The sequence below is a fragment of the Pseudomonas hefeiensis genome (genome assembly GCF_030687835.1).
Lineage (GTDB): Bacteria > Pseudomonadota > Gammaproteobacteria > Pseudomonadales > Pseudomonadaceae > Aquipseudomonas > Aquipseudomonas hefeiensis.
On the sequence record NZ_CP117449.1, the window covers coordinates 1,338,886 to 1,356,329 of the forward strand.

The 17,444-nt window shown below is 59.8% G+C and carries 6 protein-coding genes; 4 read left to right on the forward strand and 2 right to left on the reverse strand.

The genetic code is table 11. From position 1 onward, the window contains the following. Positions 1 to 167 precede the first annotated feature (167 nt). Both PSH57_RS05735 and PSH57_RS05740 read right to left on the reverse strand, forming a co-directional pair. A complete protein-coding gene (locus tag PSH57_RS05735) occupies positions 168 to 839 on the reverse strand; it encodes a Fic family protein (protein WP_305388357.1) in 672 nt (223 codons plus the stop codon). A 384-nt stretch (positions 840 to 1,223) separates the two neighbouring features. Next, a complete protein-coding gene (locus tag PSH57_RS05740; protein WP_305388358.1) occupies positions 1,224 to 1,592 on the reverse strand; it encodes a DUF6124 family protein in 369 nt (122 codons plus the stop codon). A 537-nt stretch (positions 1,593 to 2,129) separates the two neighbouring features. On the opposite strand from PSH57_RS05740, the gene PSH57_RS05745 reads away from it, so the two are divergent. The 4 genes from PSH57_RS05745 (at position 2,130) to PSH57_RS05760 (ending at position 17,435) form a co-directional block, all read left to right on the forward strand. Continuing rightward, positions 2,130 to 5,087, forward strand: coding sequence for a hypothetical protein (locus PSH57_RS05745; RefSeq protein ID WP_305416423.1), 2,958 nt, complete (start codon positions 2,130 to 2,132; stop codon positions 5,085 to 5,087). Positions 5,088 to 5,219: 132 nt separating this feature from the next. Then, a complete protein-coding gene (locus PSH57_RS05750; protein ID WP_305388364.1) occupies positions 5,220 to 8,831 on the forward strand; it encodes a Tc toxin subunit A in 3,612 nt (1,203 codons plus the stop codon). Beyond that, the gene (locus tag PSH57_RS05755; RefSeq protein ID WP_305388365.1) at positions 8,828 to 12,976 is read left to right on the forward strand and encodes a Tc toxin subunit A-related protein; all 4,149 of its coding nucleotides are present in this window, start codon (positions 8,828 to 8,830) and stop codon (positions 12,974 to 12,976) included. Before PSH57_RS05750 ends, PSH57_RS05755 begins: the two co-directional genes overlap by 4 nt. Further along, positions 12,969 to 17,435 (forward strand): hypothetical protein, encoded by a 4,467-nt coding sequence (locus tag PSH57_RS05760; RefSeq protein WP_305388367.1) that lies wholly within the window; start codon positions 12,969 to 12,971, stop codon positions 17,433 to 17,435. The genes PSH57_RS05755 and PSH57_RS05760 overlap by 8 nt, the downstream gene beginning before the upstream one ends. Positions 17,436 to 17,444 lie beyond the last annotated feature (9 nt).

Here is a 17,444-nt window from a genome sequence, read left to right on the forward strand (position 1 = left end):
CCTGCTCGCGATAGCGATCTCAAGTACGCCATCGCGAGCAGGCTCGCTCCCACAGGTTCTTCATCGCATCTACGGAATCATTCAGTTGGCTTAATTTTCAGCGCTGAACCTTCGCCTCGTTATCCAGCATCTTCTCCAGCAACAACACACTGAGTCACCGCCACAACTTAACCCATTTGGAAATGCAGATTCGCAAAGATCAATCCGGCGAAGCGTGCAGGCAAACCCACTTCCACCGTGCGGGATCTGGGGGTACTACTGACCACTATCCCCGCTTCGATCAAGCGGCCCAGTTCTTCCGTTGCAAGCCGATCCTTCAAACCTGTGAACACCTTAAACTCCGCACGCGGCATCGCGCCTTGGGTGAGAAGAGCCAACACAGCAGCTGCACTGGTGGGTCTGATACCGGCACGGCGAAGGTCAGGATCCGTAGAGAACACATGAACAACCTGTTCGCGCAACCTGGCTGGGTTTAACGAGGTCGTCATGTATTCAATCTGGTCGTGGCAGACATCGAGCATGAACTCGATGAAGTTGAAGTAGTGACGCTGTGAGAGTTGGCCGCGCCCGTCATAGTCACCTTCACGAGGGCGATCAGCCAAGGCCAGGAAGCGATAGTACTCATCCTGCCTGCGAGCCAGGCCACGAGACAGTGACCAGAGGGAAGGTTTCAGCCCGAGATGAACAAGTTGCAGGTGGGTGAGCATCCGAATCACTCGGCCATTACCATCAAGGAAGGGATGGACAAGCGCCACTCGGTGATGACCTGCCAGGGCCGCGATCAATTGGCGCCGCGGATCCTTTATTCGTCCGTACTGCAGCTGCAGATGCTCAAGCATGGGTCCTGCGGAAATTTATGCGGAAAATAAAACGGCCGATAGCGCCCGTGGTTGCTTGGTTTAGTGATGTCGTACGATAGATTGTTTTCAGCGTTTTTGCGGAATTTTATGCGGAAAATCTAAAATTGATTAATCAGCACCTGCACATGTGCGCAGCCGGCGAAACGGCGGAGAATCTGTAGGCCGGGACTGGTAGGCGAGACCACGATTGTGGCCCGGCATCGGTTTTATGCCCTATACGTTCCCCAAATGTGACATCTGAGCTGCCGAGTGCAACGAGGCTGCGATCTTTTTCCAGGCAATTGAGTCCTGAGCGAAAGACCATCGGACCAAGATCAAAAGATCGTCCGAACGAAGCCCGAGCCTTCGGCAGCTCAGAGCGTCTTAGGGCTGAACCTTCGCCTCGTTATCCAGCAACTTCTCCAGCAACAACACCCCCATCTCGCCCATCTGGTGAATCGCCAGGGCCAGGTTGCGCGGGGCGCCTTCCAGGTCTTCCGATAAATCCAGGATCAGCGTGCTCACCGAGCAGAAGGTTTCGTAGGTGTGCGCGAGCATGCCTTCGGGGTCGGCGTCGGGTGCGACGATGAAGTATTCCGGTTGTTTGGCAGGCTGCTTGTCGGGTTGGCCGTGGTTGGGCTTGAGGTAGTAGTCCAGGGCTTTTTGGGCGGCCTGGTCGAGTTTTTCGGCGTCGAGGGTTTCGTGGGGGGATTGCGGGTCGGTGTGTGGTGGGTTGGGTGTTGCTTTGAACATGATGATCTTCCCTTGCAGTGGTGCCTTGACCACTCCGCGACTAAACGGAGGGGTGGCGGCTGTACGCAGGTTAGTCGACCGGGGAAGGATCACCAAAAACCGGCGCGCCGAAGCGCCCTGCGCACAGCCACCATCAAGAGCAGGGACAGGGAGACCTGACTGATGGAGACGCAATGCATCTTGGTGATGTACCCCGGGCGACTAAACCCGATCGCTGGTTATCAGCGACGCGAATCAAGTTACGGGGCAAGGCCAAGGCGCACAAGCCGGCGGATTCTGGCGGATGTGTAGTCCGTTGCGCAAGGCGCTTTAGTTAGCCAGAAACTTTCTTACAGACACCGCCACTGGTCGGGACTGTCAGGTATGACAGGTGTTCAGTCCAGTGCCTTGTCGTTTACTGCAATCGAGAGTCTCTTGATGGCGACGCTAATCGGAACGCCCGCTGGGACGGTGTTTAAGCTGAAGCTCGGGTGTTTACGGTCTCTGAATTTCTGTTGTCAGTACGAGCCAACTGAAAAAGTTAATCGGGAACGCATCATGGATAATGACGACACTGATGATATTAAAAAGGGCGAAGCCGCCGGCACATCAGAAAAAAATAACGATGTAAGTGTCGAAAAAGCCGATGATTTTTCTGCAGTGTCGGGTGCAGTCCCTAACAATGGGGTGCTTGCTGAGGTGATTCTGGATGCGACGTCTGATGAATATGGAGTAATGGCAAGTGTTAAACTTGAGTACGAAGTGGTGGGCCAGAGGATAAATATTCAGGCAAAGGAATATAAATCGAAATCTAGCGGCTTCCCGCGTTGTGTTCTTTATATGATAGGCGATAACGGCGCCCAGCACCGAGTCAGTGCTGACCCTGCGATACAAGATGATCAATGGCATGTGTACCCACTATCATATAGCCAAGATGCTAGTGGATACGAAACAACCATTTCGTTAGTTGGCTTCTATTGGTTTCAGGGCGATATTTGGTTTGATTATTGGGGCCGTCACAGTGTACGGCTTAGGGTGCGTCCACCAGTCATTACTAAGCCTAAGTCAGGTGAGGATGTAGGAGGCCGGCCGCTGTTTGCTGGCGCAGGTGAAATCGGAGCACAGATTCAGATTTATCGGAGCCATTCGGGCGAACTAGTGCCTCATCTGGTTTCTTATGTTACTTGGCCGGGCCTCTGGAGTCTGTATTTGTTCGAACAGTTGACACTGGGTAGACATGAATTCACCGCCAAACAGACTATCGATGGTATGACGTCAGATTGGGCTCGCAATATCTCTGTAAACGTGATTCTCGGCACTCCCCCAGAAATCACCGGCCCGGATGCCAATTCGGTTCAAGACAGGACCTTTACCGTGACCGGCAACGAAGGGCGTTTGGGTGCCATCGTTCAGATATTCAGAGATCTGACCGACGATCCTAAATTGGGGGAGACCAACCCGTTGACGGGGGCTAATTGGAGCTGTTCCGTTACCGCGCCCGTGGGGAATATATCGCTGGCAGCACTCCAACTAGTAGGCGGGAGGCCATCGGATCGAAGCACACCCCGAGCCTTCAGAGTCCGCCCTCCGGCATTGACCGCCGTCACCGTCACCACCCCGACCGACACCTCAGTGAAATTCGAAGGCGACGGCTATACCGGCTCAACCGTCGAGATCACGGTCGTCAGCGGCCCCAACGTCACAGCGCCGGCCCCTGCGCCGGTAAACGGAGGCAGCTGGAACACAACCGCGACAAACTGGCCATTCGGCTCGTACAGCCTGCGGGCTATCCAGCGGTTTCCCGACGGTGCCAATGGCTGGATTGACTCGCAGCCATACACCTTCCCCGTCAACCTGATACTTCCCGACCCGACCGATATCACCTACACGCCGGTCTACCAGCCGGTATTTTCGGGCAAAGGTTTCAACGGTGCGACGGTGATGCTGTTCAATCCCGGTGGTGCGTCGAAGGTGGCGCCGGATGCTGGCGTGTCGTCCGGTCAGTGGCAGAGCAGGGCATCAGAGGTATGGGGGCCGACATTCAAACGGAAAGTCCATATCAAGCAATACCTGAATGGAGCACCGTCGCCGACCTGGCAGGAAATCGAGGTCACCATCCCACCGCTGGCACCGGTCATGAACGTGCCCGTGGAAAATGGCCTCTCGCCCGACCTCAGCGGCACCTGCTGGCCGGACGCGGTGCTGACACTCACATTCAGTGACAGCGCCACCGAACACCCCGTCGAGAATAACAACGGCACCTGGACTTTCCGCCGCACCGAGCCGTTTGCCCCCGAGGTCATCCACACCGCGACGCTGATCCAGACCGCCGCTCAACAACCCTCACCTGCAGCATCGAGAACCTTCACGGTCGTGCTGCCCGTGCGCAAGCCAGTGATCACTGACCCCAGCGCCAATGCCGAGGTCGGTCGCGAGCTGATCGTCCGCGGGCGTGACGGCATGGCCGAAGCCTCAATGCAGATACGCGATGCGCAGTTCCAAACGGATCTGGGCGAGCCCAAAGTGCTGACCGCCGACGGCGAATGGTCTGTCGAGCTGCCCGTGCTGGACTTTCGTCGCTACACCATCGACGCGCAACAGACCTTGCGTGGGGTGCCTTCCGAGCGCAGTGAGACGGTGACATTCGAGGTGGTGGTGTTGCCACCGGAGTTTGACGTGCCGCAGCCAGGCAGCGACCTGCCGCGCACCATGGTGTTGTCTGGCACAGGCATGCCGGGCGGTCGGGTCGATGTCTGGCTCCAGGGCGCAAGTGAACCGTTGATCGAGGATGTTTTTGTGGGCGCCGAAGGCTGGAGCGCTGAGGTGACGCTGCCGGTGGGCGAGACCACAATTCTGGCCCGGCAACGCTTCGAAGGTCGGCCCTCCAAGGACACTGCGCCGTTGACCTTCAACGTCGTCCCTGCTGCCCCGTTTATTGAAACCCCGGCCACCGACGAGCACATCGGCCGGCGGGTGGTGGTGTCGGGTTTCGGCGTACCGGGGGATACGGTGACGGTGAAGCTGGGCGATGCCACGCATTCGGTCCTGGGCAACAGCCCGGTGCTGGAGGATCGTACCTGGTCGGTGACGGTGGCGTTCGATCAACCCGGCGGCCTCTACGACCTGATGGCCGTGGCGTCGAGCGAGGGGTTTAATTCTGCCGATTCACCGCCACGGCCGGTGGTGCTGGGCACCTATCAACCTTCCATCGACGTGCCCATGGCCGGAGGCTGGGTCGACAACCCGGTCAACTTCGAAGGCCAGGGCCGACCGGGCATCGGCCAGGTGGTGAGCTGGTTCAACCCTGATCAGGTGTGGGCAGCGGGTCTCCCCGTCGCCGCCAGTGGTTGGCAGGGCGGCGCAGCGCAGGCGCTCTCGGCTGGCGGCAACTGGTGCCGGTTCAGGCAGACCATCACCGACACGGTGGACGGCGCGACGGCTTCCGATTGGGTTGAGAGCGGGCGCTTCGAAGTCCTGCTGTCTACCAGTCCGACCCAACTGCCCAACTCCCGATAGATGGTCATGAAACCTGTCGGTTCTGACAGTAGACGGCTTGGGCCCTTAAGCGCCCAATCACGTTAACCAAACGCTCGGCCTGACGGCTTCGTCGGGCCGCTGCGGACCGTTATCGAATTCGAGGTCTCGTTCATGGCTGACTCCCGCCCTGCTTTACAGCTGCTGACTCAGGTGTTCAGTGACCAACAACTCACAGACTACGCGACGCTGCAAACGTACCTCGAAGAGGGCGGTTCGATCTTTGCGCTGGTGGAAAAGGGCGTACAGGGATTGGTGAGAGACTTTGGCGTGAGCCCCGATGACGGCCGTCAGCTGTTACGGCGCTTCAACAGCATGGCCATTTACCTGCGGCGCCAGTTCATCGAACACAGCCTGTACGGTTCTGCGCAAGAGCAGCGGCGGGCGAGCAGTGGCTTGCTGTCGATGGTTCAAGGCCCCAGTTTTGAACTGCTGTTTAACCCCCGGTTCGACAGTTTGTGCCCACCCCAGGCCCTGGAATCTGTTGCGTCACCCGTCGCGTATTTGATTGAGTTGATGAGGTGGATCGAGCAACGCATCGAAGCGGCTTCTAACGATATGTTCAAGCTGCCATTGCATGATCGACGCAAAGACCTGAAGCCGCTGAGCGTGGATTTCAACGCGGTGCATCGATCGGTGTCATCGGTGGACATCATCGTCCCGGTGCTGGAAAGGTTTATCGATCAGGCGCCAGAGAACCTTGAGCAAGCCATGATCGAGGCGCGCTATCCCAATGGGCTGCCTTACTTCCAGCATTGGGTCACGGTGGATACGGTCGCCCGACACCATGGCCTGTCGGTGGGCAGTTTTGCTCAAAGCGTGAGCCGGTCCTTTCCGTATTTTTTCCAGACTCAGGCCTGGTACAACGACGCAGGGCCTGCCCTGGCCCATGCGTCGAGATTGGGACCTTATCAGCGGCGCTTGCTCACGGAGGAGGCTGCCAAGCTCGCCGACCGCGAAGTATTTTATGGGCGCAACTTTGGCACCGATGACATGACATGGCAGGACCTCGAAGAGGTGCGATTCTTCGGCGAACGGACCAAACTCGACACCCGGGGGCTCGAGGCCTTGCTGTCGGTACGCGGCTTCGCGCCAGTGCGTTCGGCCAATGTGACCTACTCGTCGCAAACGGAGCCCGACGTGCCGGAAAGCGGGCGCTCGGGGTCGGTTTATCTCAACGCCAACAACCACCCGGGTGTCAGTATTGTGGGTAGCGCAGATGGCCCTGCGTTCCTCCACAGGCTGTCAGTAAGCCCAGGCGACGCCGCAGGGCTTGCGCATTACGACCGAATGAATCGCAAGTTGCGCCTGGATCAATGGCTGGCACTGCCGAGTGACCAGGTGGATGCGCTGCTGGTGGCGGCCATCAAGGCTGAGGTGCGCGGTGGTGCGGCGGCCGGTGATTGGTGGATCACCGAACAGGTCGTGCACGCGCTGGGGCTGTTTCAGTCATTGCGCGAGCGCTGTGAGTGTCCGGTGAACGACTTTGCCGTGTTTATCGACGAGTTGTCGATTTACGGTCGCGGTGAAGCACTCTCCCAATTCGATCAGGTCTTCAATGGCCAGGGCGATTACCGTGAACCCTTGAAGCTCGATAACGGCACGTTTCCGATCGTGCCGGCACCTGAGGTGCCCGACCTGACCGTCAGCCAACTGTGCAGCGCGTTGGGCATCGACCTGCAGACCTACAACTACCTGGCCCTGGCGATTGCCGGCGCCCATGAGATCACCGGCGACAGCCTGCCGCGTAACCTGGCGATCATGTCCAGTTTCTACCGCATGGTGAAGCTGCCCCGGCTGTTGGGCATCACCCCGGTCGAAGGTGTGTTGATGCTGACGGTGCTGGGTGGGGAGCCTTGGCTCGACGGCCTGGCGGGTGTGCCCCTGATCAACGCCACCGCCAGCGATAGCCCGGATGTGCTGAACCTCATCCAGGCCATGCAATTGTGTGTGGACTGGTGTACCGATCACGACCTGCCGGTGCTCTGGATGGTGCAGCAGGTCTCGCAGCCCTCTGTGCTGGACGCCTCCCTGGACGCCGAGGGGCGGTTTTTTGAACAGGTCCTCAACCTGTTGCCCGGCGCACTGCTCACCCACTCGGCGATCCTGATGGCGGGTGTGCCGGCGATGGCGGGTGCCAGTTGGCTGGAGCTGCTGGGGATGCAAACGACATTGGTCGAGTTCGATGGGCTGGTGCTGTCGCGCACGGGAACCGAAGCTGAATACCTGGCCTTTGCGCGAGAAGAGCTTGAACACGTCGTGGACATCGGCCTTGGGGAACACTATGAGCTGGAGCGCCCCGCCATTGTCGAGAGAATGCTCGCCGTGGTGTTGGAAGCCAGGGACGCCCAGGTCTCGGTGGTCAAGGAATGCCTGGCGGTTTACACGGGTATCGGTGCCGAGCAAGCGCTCGAGGTGCTGGTATGGGCCAACTCAACGGTGAGCCGATTGCTGCGCCTGGTGCTCGAAGGTGACCTTTCGCATCTTGAGGGCTCGGTGAAGAGACGCAACGCACTGGCTGACCCATTGCTTGCGCTGTTGGCCGATGTGCGCCGTCGCAGTGCGGTGGTGGCGAAACTGGAGCTGAGCGCCGAGGTGTTGCGCGACTATCTGGATTATGGCCATAAAGCCTGGCTGGATCAGGAGGACAAGCACGCGTTCACGGTGCGCACGCTTTACTACCTGAGCACCCTCAACCGTGCGTTTGAGCTGAGCGACCAGCCGGCGCAGACGCTGCTCGACTACCTGCGCGAGGTCAATGCGCTGCCTTCTCCGATAGGGGGGCACGCACAACGTCTGGCCGAGCAAGCGGCGTCCATCCGGCTGGCCGGCTTTTTTGACTGGAGCGTGCAAGAGGTGCGCGAGTGCGTCAGCCGCATCGAATCCGAGCACAAAATCCTGAAAAACCTGCCCCAACTGGATCTGTTGATGCGGGTTCGGGTGCTGGCGGCGCGCACCGGCATGGATGCCTTGACGATTTTCCTGCTGGGCGGGCTGCCGGAAGAGATCGACAAACCCGCTTACAAGGAAGCCGCCGAGCATGCCTTGCTGAGCCTGTCCGAATCCGATAGGCCGCTGGTGACCTTCACCGGGGATCTGAAGCAGCTCGTTACCGTGACGTGCGTCGCGGACAATACCGTGGTGGTGATGGCGCCTGAGGAAAAAATCACCTTCACCGTCACCCTCATGGACAGCGATGGGGAGCCGTTGAGCGGAGTCAACGTTTACTGGAGCGCCGAGCTGGGAACCATTGAAACCCAGGCGACGGATATCAACGGGGTGGTTGAGGCCGATTACATACCGGGCAAGGTGATGGGGCAGGACACGCCGCAATTCTGGCTCGATCTGTTTGAGCGCGAGCAAGCTCCTACCGTCGAGGTCATTTACGATAAGAGCAACATAGTTATCCCACCACGGTACCAGTCACCGGTACCTCTGGACGCGGTACCCCCCGGTCAGGAAGTCGAACTCTACGCCACCATCAAGGACAAGTATGGAAACCTTGCGCAAAACCATCTGACGCGCTGGTTAACCACGGTTATGGACGGCGGGGAAGGTACGGTGATTTATCGACCGGATCAGAGCTACACCAACCAGGAGGGCCAGGCCCGAACATTTGCTTCCAGCCCTACCGGCGGAAGGTTCAAGATCGCCGTTGCCCCTGAGGGTGGCGTGTCACTTGAGTTCCAGCCCATCACCTTTGAAAGTGAGGAGCAAGTACCATGACACGGAACACGCTGAGTGACTTGCTCGAAAAACGCCGGACCGCCCTGATTGAATACAGCCTTGGGCACGTTGGTAAAAGTGGCGCGAATCCTCCCTACAACTTCCTGCGTACTCCGGCGGACCTGTTCGAACTGCTGCGCCTGGACCCTCTGGACAGTTACCCGGTGCAGAGCTCCTGGGTCGCCGAAGCGACCAGCTGCGCCCAGCAGTTCATCCACGCCGCCTACCGCAAACTGGAACCCGGCTATGCCGACACCGAGTTCGACAAGCGGGACCTGGCCACCTGGGAACTCTACAACAACTACCCGGATTGGTCGGCGCTGCAAATGATCGCGCTTTACCCGGAAAACTTCATCAACCCCTTCGTGCGGCAGCGCAAGACCAGCCTGTTCAAGACCCTTGAAAACAACCTCAACCAGGCGCGCCTGAACAACGATTCTGTTCAGATCGCTTTGCAGGAGTACCTGCAAACGTTCGAACAGACCTGCAACCTGGACGTGCTCAGCAGCTACATGGACAGCGTCTCGCCGGCCCGGGCCGACTACTACTTTGTCGGTCGCCAGCGGGTGCCGCCTTACCAGTACTTCTGGCGCAAGGCCAAGGTAGAGCTCTCCGACAGTTGCACCGCCATTAACCCGGCGGCCTGGAGTGAATGGCTGCCGGTGGATACGCCCACGGGCGTGATGGTGATGGACATCCGGCCGGTGTTCTGGAGTGGGCGACTGTGCCTGGTGTGGGCCGAATGGCAGTACAAGGTCGAAAGTGAGGACGGGGACGAAGGGGGCGAGGATGAAGAAGGCGAGGACGAAGAGGGCGAAGAGGGCGAAGAGACCCGCGCAAGCCTGCCGCACCGGCTGGACATCAAAGTGGCGTTCATGGCCCAGAATGGCCGGTGGTCGGCGCCGCTGAGCCTGCACAGCAGCGTGCATGACGACGACCTTTCCCAAGGCGCCCGGTTGATTGCAACCGTGTGGGCCGACCCTTACAACCCCAAGGGCAAACTGGGCGTTTTTTTGACCAACGACGAGGCTTCCCTCAAGGTGTTTGCGGTGCGCGATGTGCTGTTCCGCCCCGTGGCCTGGGACGATGGTGGCTGGTTGGAGCAGGCGGCGCTCAAGCGTTTTGTCACGGCTGAGACGGTTCAACACCCGCTGATGAATCAGCCGGCCATGGTCACTGTCGTGGACAGGCCGGGCGCGATGGCACCCTACCTGAGTCTGCAGGCTGCGGTGTTTCGCGTCGATGGCTTCGATGAGCTGGTGGTCTGCGGCTACTGCCGGCCAACGGGTTTGACCGGACTCCCTGTCCTCATGGACTTGAAGTTGGTCGGTCGCACCACCGACGATCCAGAGGAAGCCTCGGAGACTTTTCCCATTGCCGGTGGCTGGAGCACCCCATGGCGGGTTTATAGACGGGCGAGCGGTTCATGGCCGCAGCCGACCACTTTTACGTTGGGTGGCTCCTTGGGGCTGGGTGCCCAAAAGCAGTTTCAACTAACCATTATCAATGTGACGGATTTCCCCCCCGTCTCACTGCTCAAGAACAGCTTCGATGCGGCGCAGTTCCTCTCCCTCAACCAGGCCGAGCTCACCCTTAAATACGCCCGGCTGAATTCGCTGTTCGGCCCAGAGTTGGTCCAGCGTTCCAATATCTCCGTCGATGCGGTGCTGGATTGGGACACGCAGTTTCTGCCGGAGCCGCCCCCGGAATCGAAAACGATCAGTGAGCCCAACGGGGCCTTCGACGGTGCTAACGGTCTGTTTTTCTGGGAGCTGTTTTTCCACCTGCCGCACCTGGTGGCCACACGCTTGCGCACCGAGGACCGCTTCCTGGACGCGCAGAACTGGTTGCATTACCTGTTCGACCCGCAAGCGCCGGCCGACCCCGACAACGGCCAGTACCCCAATCCAAAACCGGCGTATTGGCGCTGCCGCCCCTTGAGTAGCGCCGGCAACCTGGGCTGTGAAACCCAGGCGCCCACCGACCCCGACGCCATCGGCTATTCGGCGCCCCGGCACTTCCAGATCCTGGTGTTCTCGGAGTACGTCAAGAATCTGATGGCCTGGGGAGACTGGTATTACCGCCAACTCACCCGTGACAGCCTGGTAGCGGCCAAGTTGTGTTACGTGCAGGCCGAATTCCTGATGGGCAAGGCACCGGCGGTGCGAACGGTCAACCGCTGGGAAACCGACACGGTGAATAGCCTGATGAGCAAAAGCACGTCGCGACCGGCCCTTGAACAATTTGAACAAAACCTCGCGTTCAGCCTGGCGGACTTTCCTGCCGCTGCCGAAGCGCCGCCGCTGCTGGGGCTGTTGGCCAACGAGCCCTTCAAGGCACCGATCAATGAACAGTTGCTCGCGCTGTACGATTTGCCTGGCCAGCGCCTGCATAACCTGCGCAACAACCTCACCCTGGACGGCAAGCCGTTGGACACGCCGCTGTTCAGCCCACCCACCGATCCCAACGCGTTGCTGCGCGACCTGGCGGCCGGTGGCGCCGGTGCGCCAAGACCCATGGGCGGGCGGTTGGTGGTGGGGGCTTTCCGCTGGCGCACGACGTTCGAGGTGGCATTGCGCGCCGTGCAGGCGCTCCAGGATCACGGCGCCCAGGTGCTGCGATTGCTCGAGCAACGCGATCAGGTCGAACAGCAGGAACTGCAGCAGAACCATTTGGTGGAGCTGGGCACCTACGCCCAGACTGTGCAGGAACAGAACATCACTCAGCTACAGGCGAGCAAAAGCGCGCTGGAGCAAAGCCGGGCGGTGGCAGAGGAGCGGGCAAGCGCTTATGAGCGTCTCTATGAGGAGAATGTGTCGAAGGTTGAGTACGAGGTCATGGAGAGCTTGCAGATTTCCAAAATCCTGGCGTTGACCTCGGCAAGCATCAAACCTGCGGGCGCCATGATTGCCTCGCTGCCCACTATTTTTGGTTTGGCCAACGGTGGGCATCGTCTCGACAAAACGGTCGACGCGGCTTGTTTCGGCCTGGATATTGCGTCGTCGGTGATGCAGATAGACGCGGACAAACAGGCCACCACCGAAAGTTACCGTCGCCGCCGCGAAGAATGGCTACTGCAGCGTAATCAGGCACTGGCGGAGGTGCGTGCGCTCGATGCGCAAATCACCGCCCAGAGCCATGCGGTGAGTGCCGCTCAAACCACGCTGGATCAAACCCTGGTGGCCAACAACCAAGCCTTGACGGTGTACAACTTCATCAAAAAACGCGCAACCAACGCCGAGCTGTACGGCTGGCTGCTGGGCCAGTTCAAGGCGTTGCACTACCAGGCCTACGATGCCGTCGTCAGTCTGTGCCTCAGCGCCCAGGCCTCGCTGAGTGCCGAAACCGGTGACTATGATTCGCAGATCCCCTTGCCCCAGGTCTGGCTGGACAACCGCCACGGTCTGACGGCTGGCGAACACCTGCGCGGGCATTTGCTGCGCATGGAACGCGAGTACCTGCAACGCTATGAACGGCGGTTGGAGCTGGTCAAGACGCTTTCCTTGCGTCAGTTGTTCGATGATGCGAGCGACCCGCAGACGGGCACCAACAGCAGTTGGGCCAGCGCACTGGATCAGTTGCGCAGCAAAGGAACGCTGGAGTTCAAACTCTCTCAATTGCTGTTCGACCGCGACCATCCGGGGCATTACTGTCGGCAAATCAGCTCGGTCGAGGTCGACCTGCCTGTGCTGATCGGGCCTTATGAACATGTACGTGCCACCTTGCTGCAGATCAGCAGCATGACGGCGATCAAGGCCTCCATTCCGGCGGTGGTGTACTTGCATGATCCGGCGGGTAAAGTGGCGCCTTCCGATGTGCAGATCAACCTGCGCAGCGGCCAGCAGATCGCCTTGTCGATGGGGCTTGGCGACCACGGCATGGTGGCGATGAAATCCGATGACAGCATGCTCAATCCCTTTGAAAACACCGGGGTGGTTTCGCGCTGGCTGTTGAGCTTCCCAAGGCCGGAAAAGGAACCGCAGAAAAGTATGCTGCTGTCGTTGACGGACATCATCGTGCGCATCCGTTACATGGCCAGGGCCGGCGAGCCGCCGTTCGTGCGAGCCGTCGAAGATCAGATCACCAAGACCGAAATCAAACTGTCCTCCTCTTCAACCGTCGAAGGAGCAGGCCGCCATGAATAAGCCGATTATCCTGGCCAATGAAAATCTGGTGCTCAATGGCGACTTCGAAAACTGGATCGAACACTGGATACAGGGACCGATTCCGGGTGACTTGGCCATTGGGATGGAATGGTATGCCGAGGAAGACCAGTACATCCGTTTTCTGACCGCCGGCGATGGGGCTTCAGTCAGTCAAGCGCTGACGGCGCCCAAGGATCCGGGGGCTCAAGCTCGCTACGTCCTCACTTTCCTGTGCGAGACGAGGCACACCGAACCGGGCAGGCTGGTCATTAGCAGCGATAAACAGCCGCAGGAGCAGGAAATCCCGCTGCCGCCGGGGGCAGCCCGGGATGCGCGGGAGGATCAGGCACGGCTGAGGGACGGTCAGCCGCTGGACTACATACCCATTCCCTACGACGTCCCGTTGGACCTGCCGTTCAATGCTCAAGACACCCTCACGGTGAGTATTTACAGCCCGCGAAACGCCCCGGATGACGATATCTCGTCCATCCGCATCACGCGCATCAACCTCCAGTTGCAGCTTGAGCCAGCGCTGATGCAAACGTTCAAGCTTGATGAGCAAACACGGCCGGCAACCGGGCCTTTATACGTGTGCCTGGGGGCCTCGGGTGACCTGGCTCATCAACTGGAGTTTGTTCCCGATCCGGGCAATGCCTGGGCCGGCACCCAAGCCGCGTTGATCAGCGATGACAACCCCCAGGGCGCGGTGATGGCGACCCCGGCCTGGGGCGTGGATCGCCCGTTGGATTCGACCTGGACCCTGGACTGCCCGGCAATCGGTGAAGACGGGCCGTATCCGTTCACCATGGACCTGGTCAACCAGTACGCCGCCGAGGTCTATCCGGTGCCGGTGTCGCTGGGTCATCATCGGTTGGCTTTTCGTGGGGTGCTTGAGGCAGCGTATTACCCGGTGCTGGAATACGACCAAAGTGTGCGCGTGGGGGTGCAGGTCAGTTCTTATTACACCGGGCAACCCTTGAGCGACCGAACCGTGAACTGGACATCCACGACCGGAAAGGTCACCAGCGTTGCCGTCAGCCGAACTGACGGCTGGGCCTACTTTGATTTTCAGCCGACGCAGGCCGGTGATGTCGAGATCCAGGCGTCGGTCGAGAGCCTGTACTACGCCTCTGGCATGTTGACTCAAACCCTGACGGTGCGGGTGCTGGCGACGGATCCGTGGCAGGACGTGCTGGCGGTAGTCGAGGGCGTTGAGTCGCCTTGGGAGGAAAAAACCGGTTACCCCAACCGCGGCTCGGATTATCCCCTGGACTTGATACTGTCCGTCGCCAGTCCCTTGCAGGGGACGCAGCTGTCGTTGCACTGGAGCGGTGATTCCCATGAGCAACTGGGGGTTGTCGTCAGTCCGGCCCTTGAAGCGGGGGTGCCGGTCACCGGTACCGAGCTGGCCTGGACCCTGACCAGCGAAGATCGCTATGACGGTCGGTTCGAGTTGCAACTGGCCTGCTCGAAGCTGTTGTTGCCCTCGCCGAAAAAAGCCATGTCGCTGGCGCGCAATCTGGTTCGGGTGGGCGAAGTCCGAGAGGCCAACAAATTTCCCGTGGTGGACGAAAATGAAAGCGTGCTGTTGCGGGTGCAGGTGGTGCATTTCGTGGCCAGCGGCGACGGCGATCCTGTCATCAATGCCCAGGTCGAATGGAAGGTCGGCGACGAGACGATTTCCACCGTCACCACCGGCGCCGGCGGTTGGGCCAGTGTGTCGTACACGCCGCAGAGCGCGGGGGACAAGGTGGTCATCGCCAGCATCAAGGCCCACGCGCAAGCCGTTGCGGTGGAGCAGCCTTTTGATGTGACGGCGATTGCGACCAGCCCTTGGAAAAGCGAAGTCAGTATTCTGCTCGATGGCGAGGAGGTCGAGCGCAATACGCTCGGTGTGCTCTGTCGGCGCGGGCAGACCCACACACTGAAAGTCGTGCCCAACGCCGGCAGCCTGTGGATCGATAAAAACATCAGTTTGCATTGGCGAGGGGCCGCGCCGGATATTGGGCTGGTGCCCAGTGACCTTGGCACGCCCAAGCGGTTGGAAGCGGCTGGCGCCCAATGGACGCTCGCCTCACAGGTCAATACCAGTACCAGCAGCCTGTTTGAGCTGGAGTTGCGCCTTGAGAGCGTTTCAGTCGTTCGCGAGCTGACCGGGCGATTGGTGTCCGAGGACCTGGCGGAAGAAGTCAGCCTGCGGCTCGACCAGATAGCCGCCGCACTGGACGCCCAGGCGCTTTATCCGTGCCTGGGCGCGCTTCACCGGTTTAGCGTTTTGCCCAATGCGCTGAGCCCGCTGGTGGGGTTGGAGTCAACGCTGGCATGGTCCGGGACATCCGCCGACGAATTGGCGGCAACGGTTCGCCCGGCGTTGAATCTTGCGCAACCGATCAACGACGGCGGCGCGATCTGGACGCTGGACTTTACCGCCAGTGAGCAACCGGGCGAGTTTGCCCTGGCGTGGGCAGTGCCTGCGCTGGACTTCGTCGCCAGCGCCAAGCCGATGACGCTGGCGCATAACAAAGTCAGGATCCAGGGCTGGCGCGAATCGCCGGTCGACCCGGTGGTCGGACAGGATCCTGCGTGGCTGTGGGTCCAGGTGGTTTCCCACTTTACCGGGCGTGCCGTGGATCAGGTTCCGGTGACCTGGACAGCGGGCAGTTCAAACGCGCAGCCCACCGACGCCGAAGGCTGGTCCGGTTTTGCCGTGGCGCCGGCCGCCGCCGGCACCCAGGCGGCGAAGGCCTCGGTGAGCAGTCGTTACGACGGCTACGAAGAGGAACGCCTCTTTGAAGTCACGGCGTTGGCAAGTGATCCCTGGGAGGGGCTAACGGTCAGGTTCGATGGCGCAGCGGCGCAACCCTGGGGCGAAAAAACTTACTTCCCACGTCGCAAGGGCGAACATCTGTTCGAGCTGATGGCCCCTGAGAACAGTCCTCTGTTTGAGCGTGAGCTGACGCTTGGCATGACCGGAACCGGGCCAAGCGAACTGGGCATCAGCTTTTTGCCTGACCCCCTGGGAATGCCTCGCGAGTTTCCCAGCGAGGGCTTGCGTTTCACGCTCAGGGCCGGCGATCTGAAGGACGGGGGCTTTGCTTTGCGCCTGGCGTCCCAGCGTCTGGCCAGCCTTTCCCCGGCGAACGCGATGTCGTTGGGCGACGGCGAGCAAGTGCTGGAGATCCGCTGGGACAGCGGCGTTCACCAGACACTGGACTGGGAGCAGGAACTGGTTGAACAGGTCACCGTGGTCTCCTCCATCAGCGGCAAGCCGATTGCCGGGGTGACTGTGACCTGGCGCGGTGATGACCTGGGGGAAGTGACCACCGTGACCGATTATTACGGGGTGGCGCGCGTGCGCTATGTGCCCACCACGCCCGGCGCCGCGCAGTTGACTGCGACGGTGGGGGAAGGGCAGTACGCGTCATCGGTGGTGCTGTCGTACTTTTTGCACGAGCCCCGGGAAATCCAGTCGCTCACCAGCGACAAACCCAATGGTCATATCGGCGAGCTGGTTTCAGCGGTGGTGACCGTGGTGTCGGCCATGACTGGCGAGCCTTTAGAGGACGTCGAGGTGCGATGGGAGTACCCCCACATCACCCTTGATCCGAGTAGAACAAATACCGACGGGCAAGCCTCGGTGCAGTTCAGTCTGCCCGGAGTCAGGAAGGGGGTTCTATACGCTATTGTCATGGGGGGGTATGCGGGCTGGGAGGTGGCAGCTCTTAGCTTTGAACTGGTGCCCGATGACATGACATGGTTGCAGGCGTTCAGACCTTACGTTAATGGCAAATCCGTAGAGTGGTCTGAAGTCAGGTTGAATGTATTCGCTGGACAGATTTGCACGTTGAAGTTGGATTATGCGCGCAGTTGGCTAATTGGCGAGCCGGATGCCCAGATCCGTCTGCAATTCAAGCCGGGCGACGAGGTGCAGGGTCTGGTTTTCGATCCGCCGTTGGGGCAATTGGTTGCGATGGAGCCGGGCAGTACTTCCTTGAGTTGGACTATTTTTACCGACCAGGCGCAAAACAGGCCTTTTGTTCTGGAATTCGATATTCCCTTGATAACCGAAATGCCACCGTCGCCCCCTTTGCCAGGGATCACTCGCGATGAAGATAGCTGGCTGGAGGAGTTCACCTTCTACCTGAACGGTCAGGAATTCGATCTGGCCCATAGAAGGCTCAGCCTGAAAGATGGAACCAATAACACCTGGGAGTTGCGAGTCAAGGAAGGTAGCGCCCTGATAAACGCCACGAGTGTCGCTTTGTGGATGTCGGGCGGAGAAGCGCTTCAGTTGGTTTTCGATCCGCCGTTGTTTCAACCACAGCCCGTGACTACAGCCCCCTTGAGTTGGTCTATCCTGACCAAAGCATCACATTGGGGTTCTTTCACGTTGGAGTTAAGAAGTCCGGACCTGCCCACGCGGTCAATCGACGCCGAGGTGAATGTTCATGGGACCTGACAACATCGG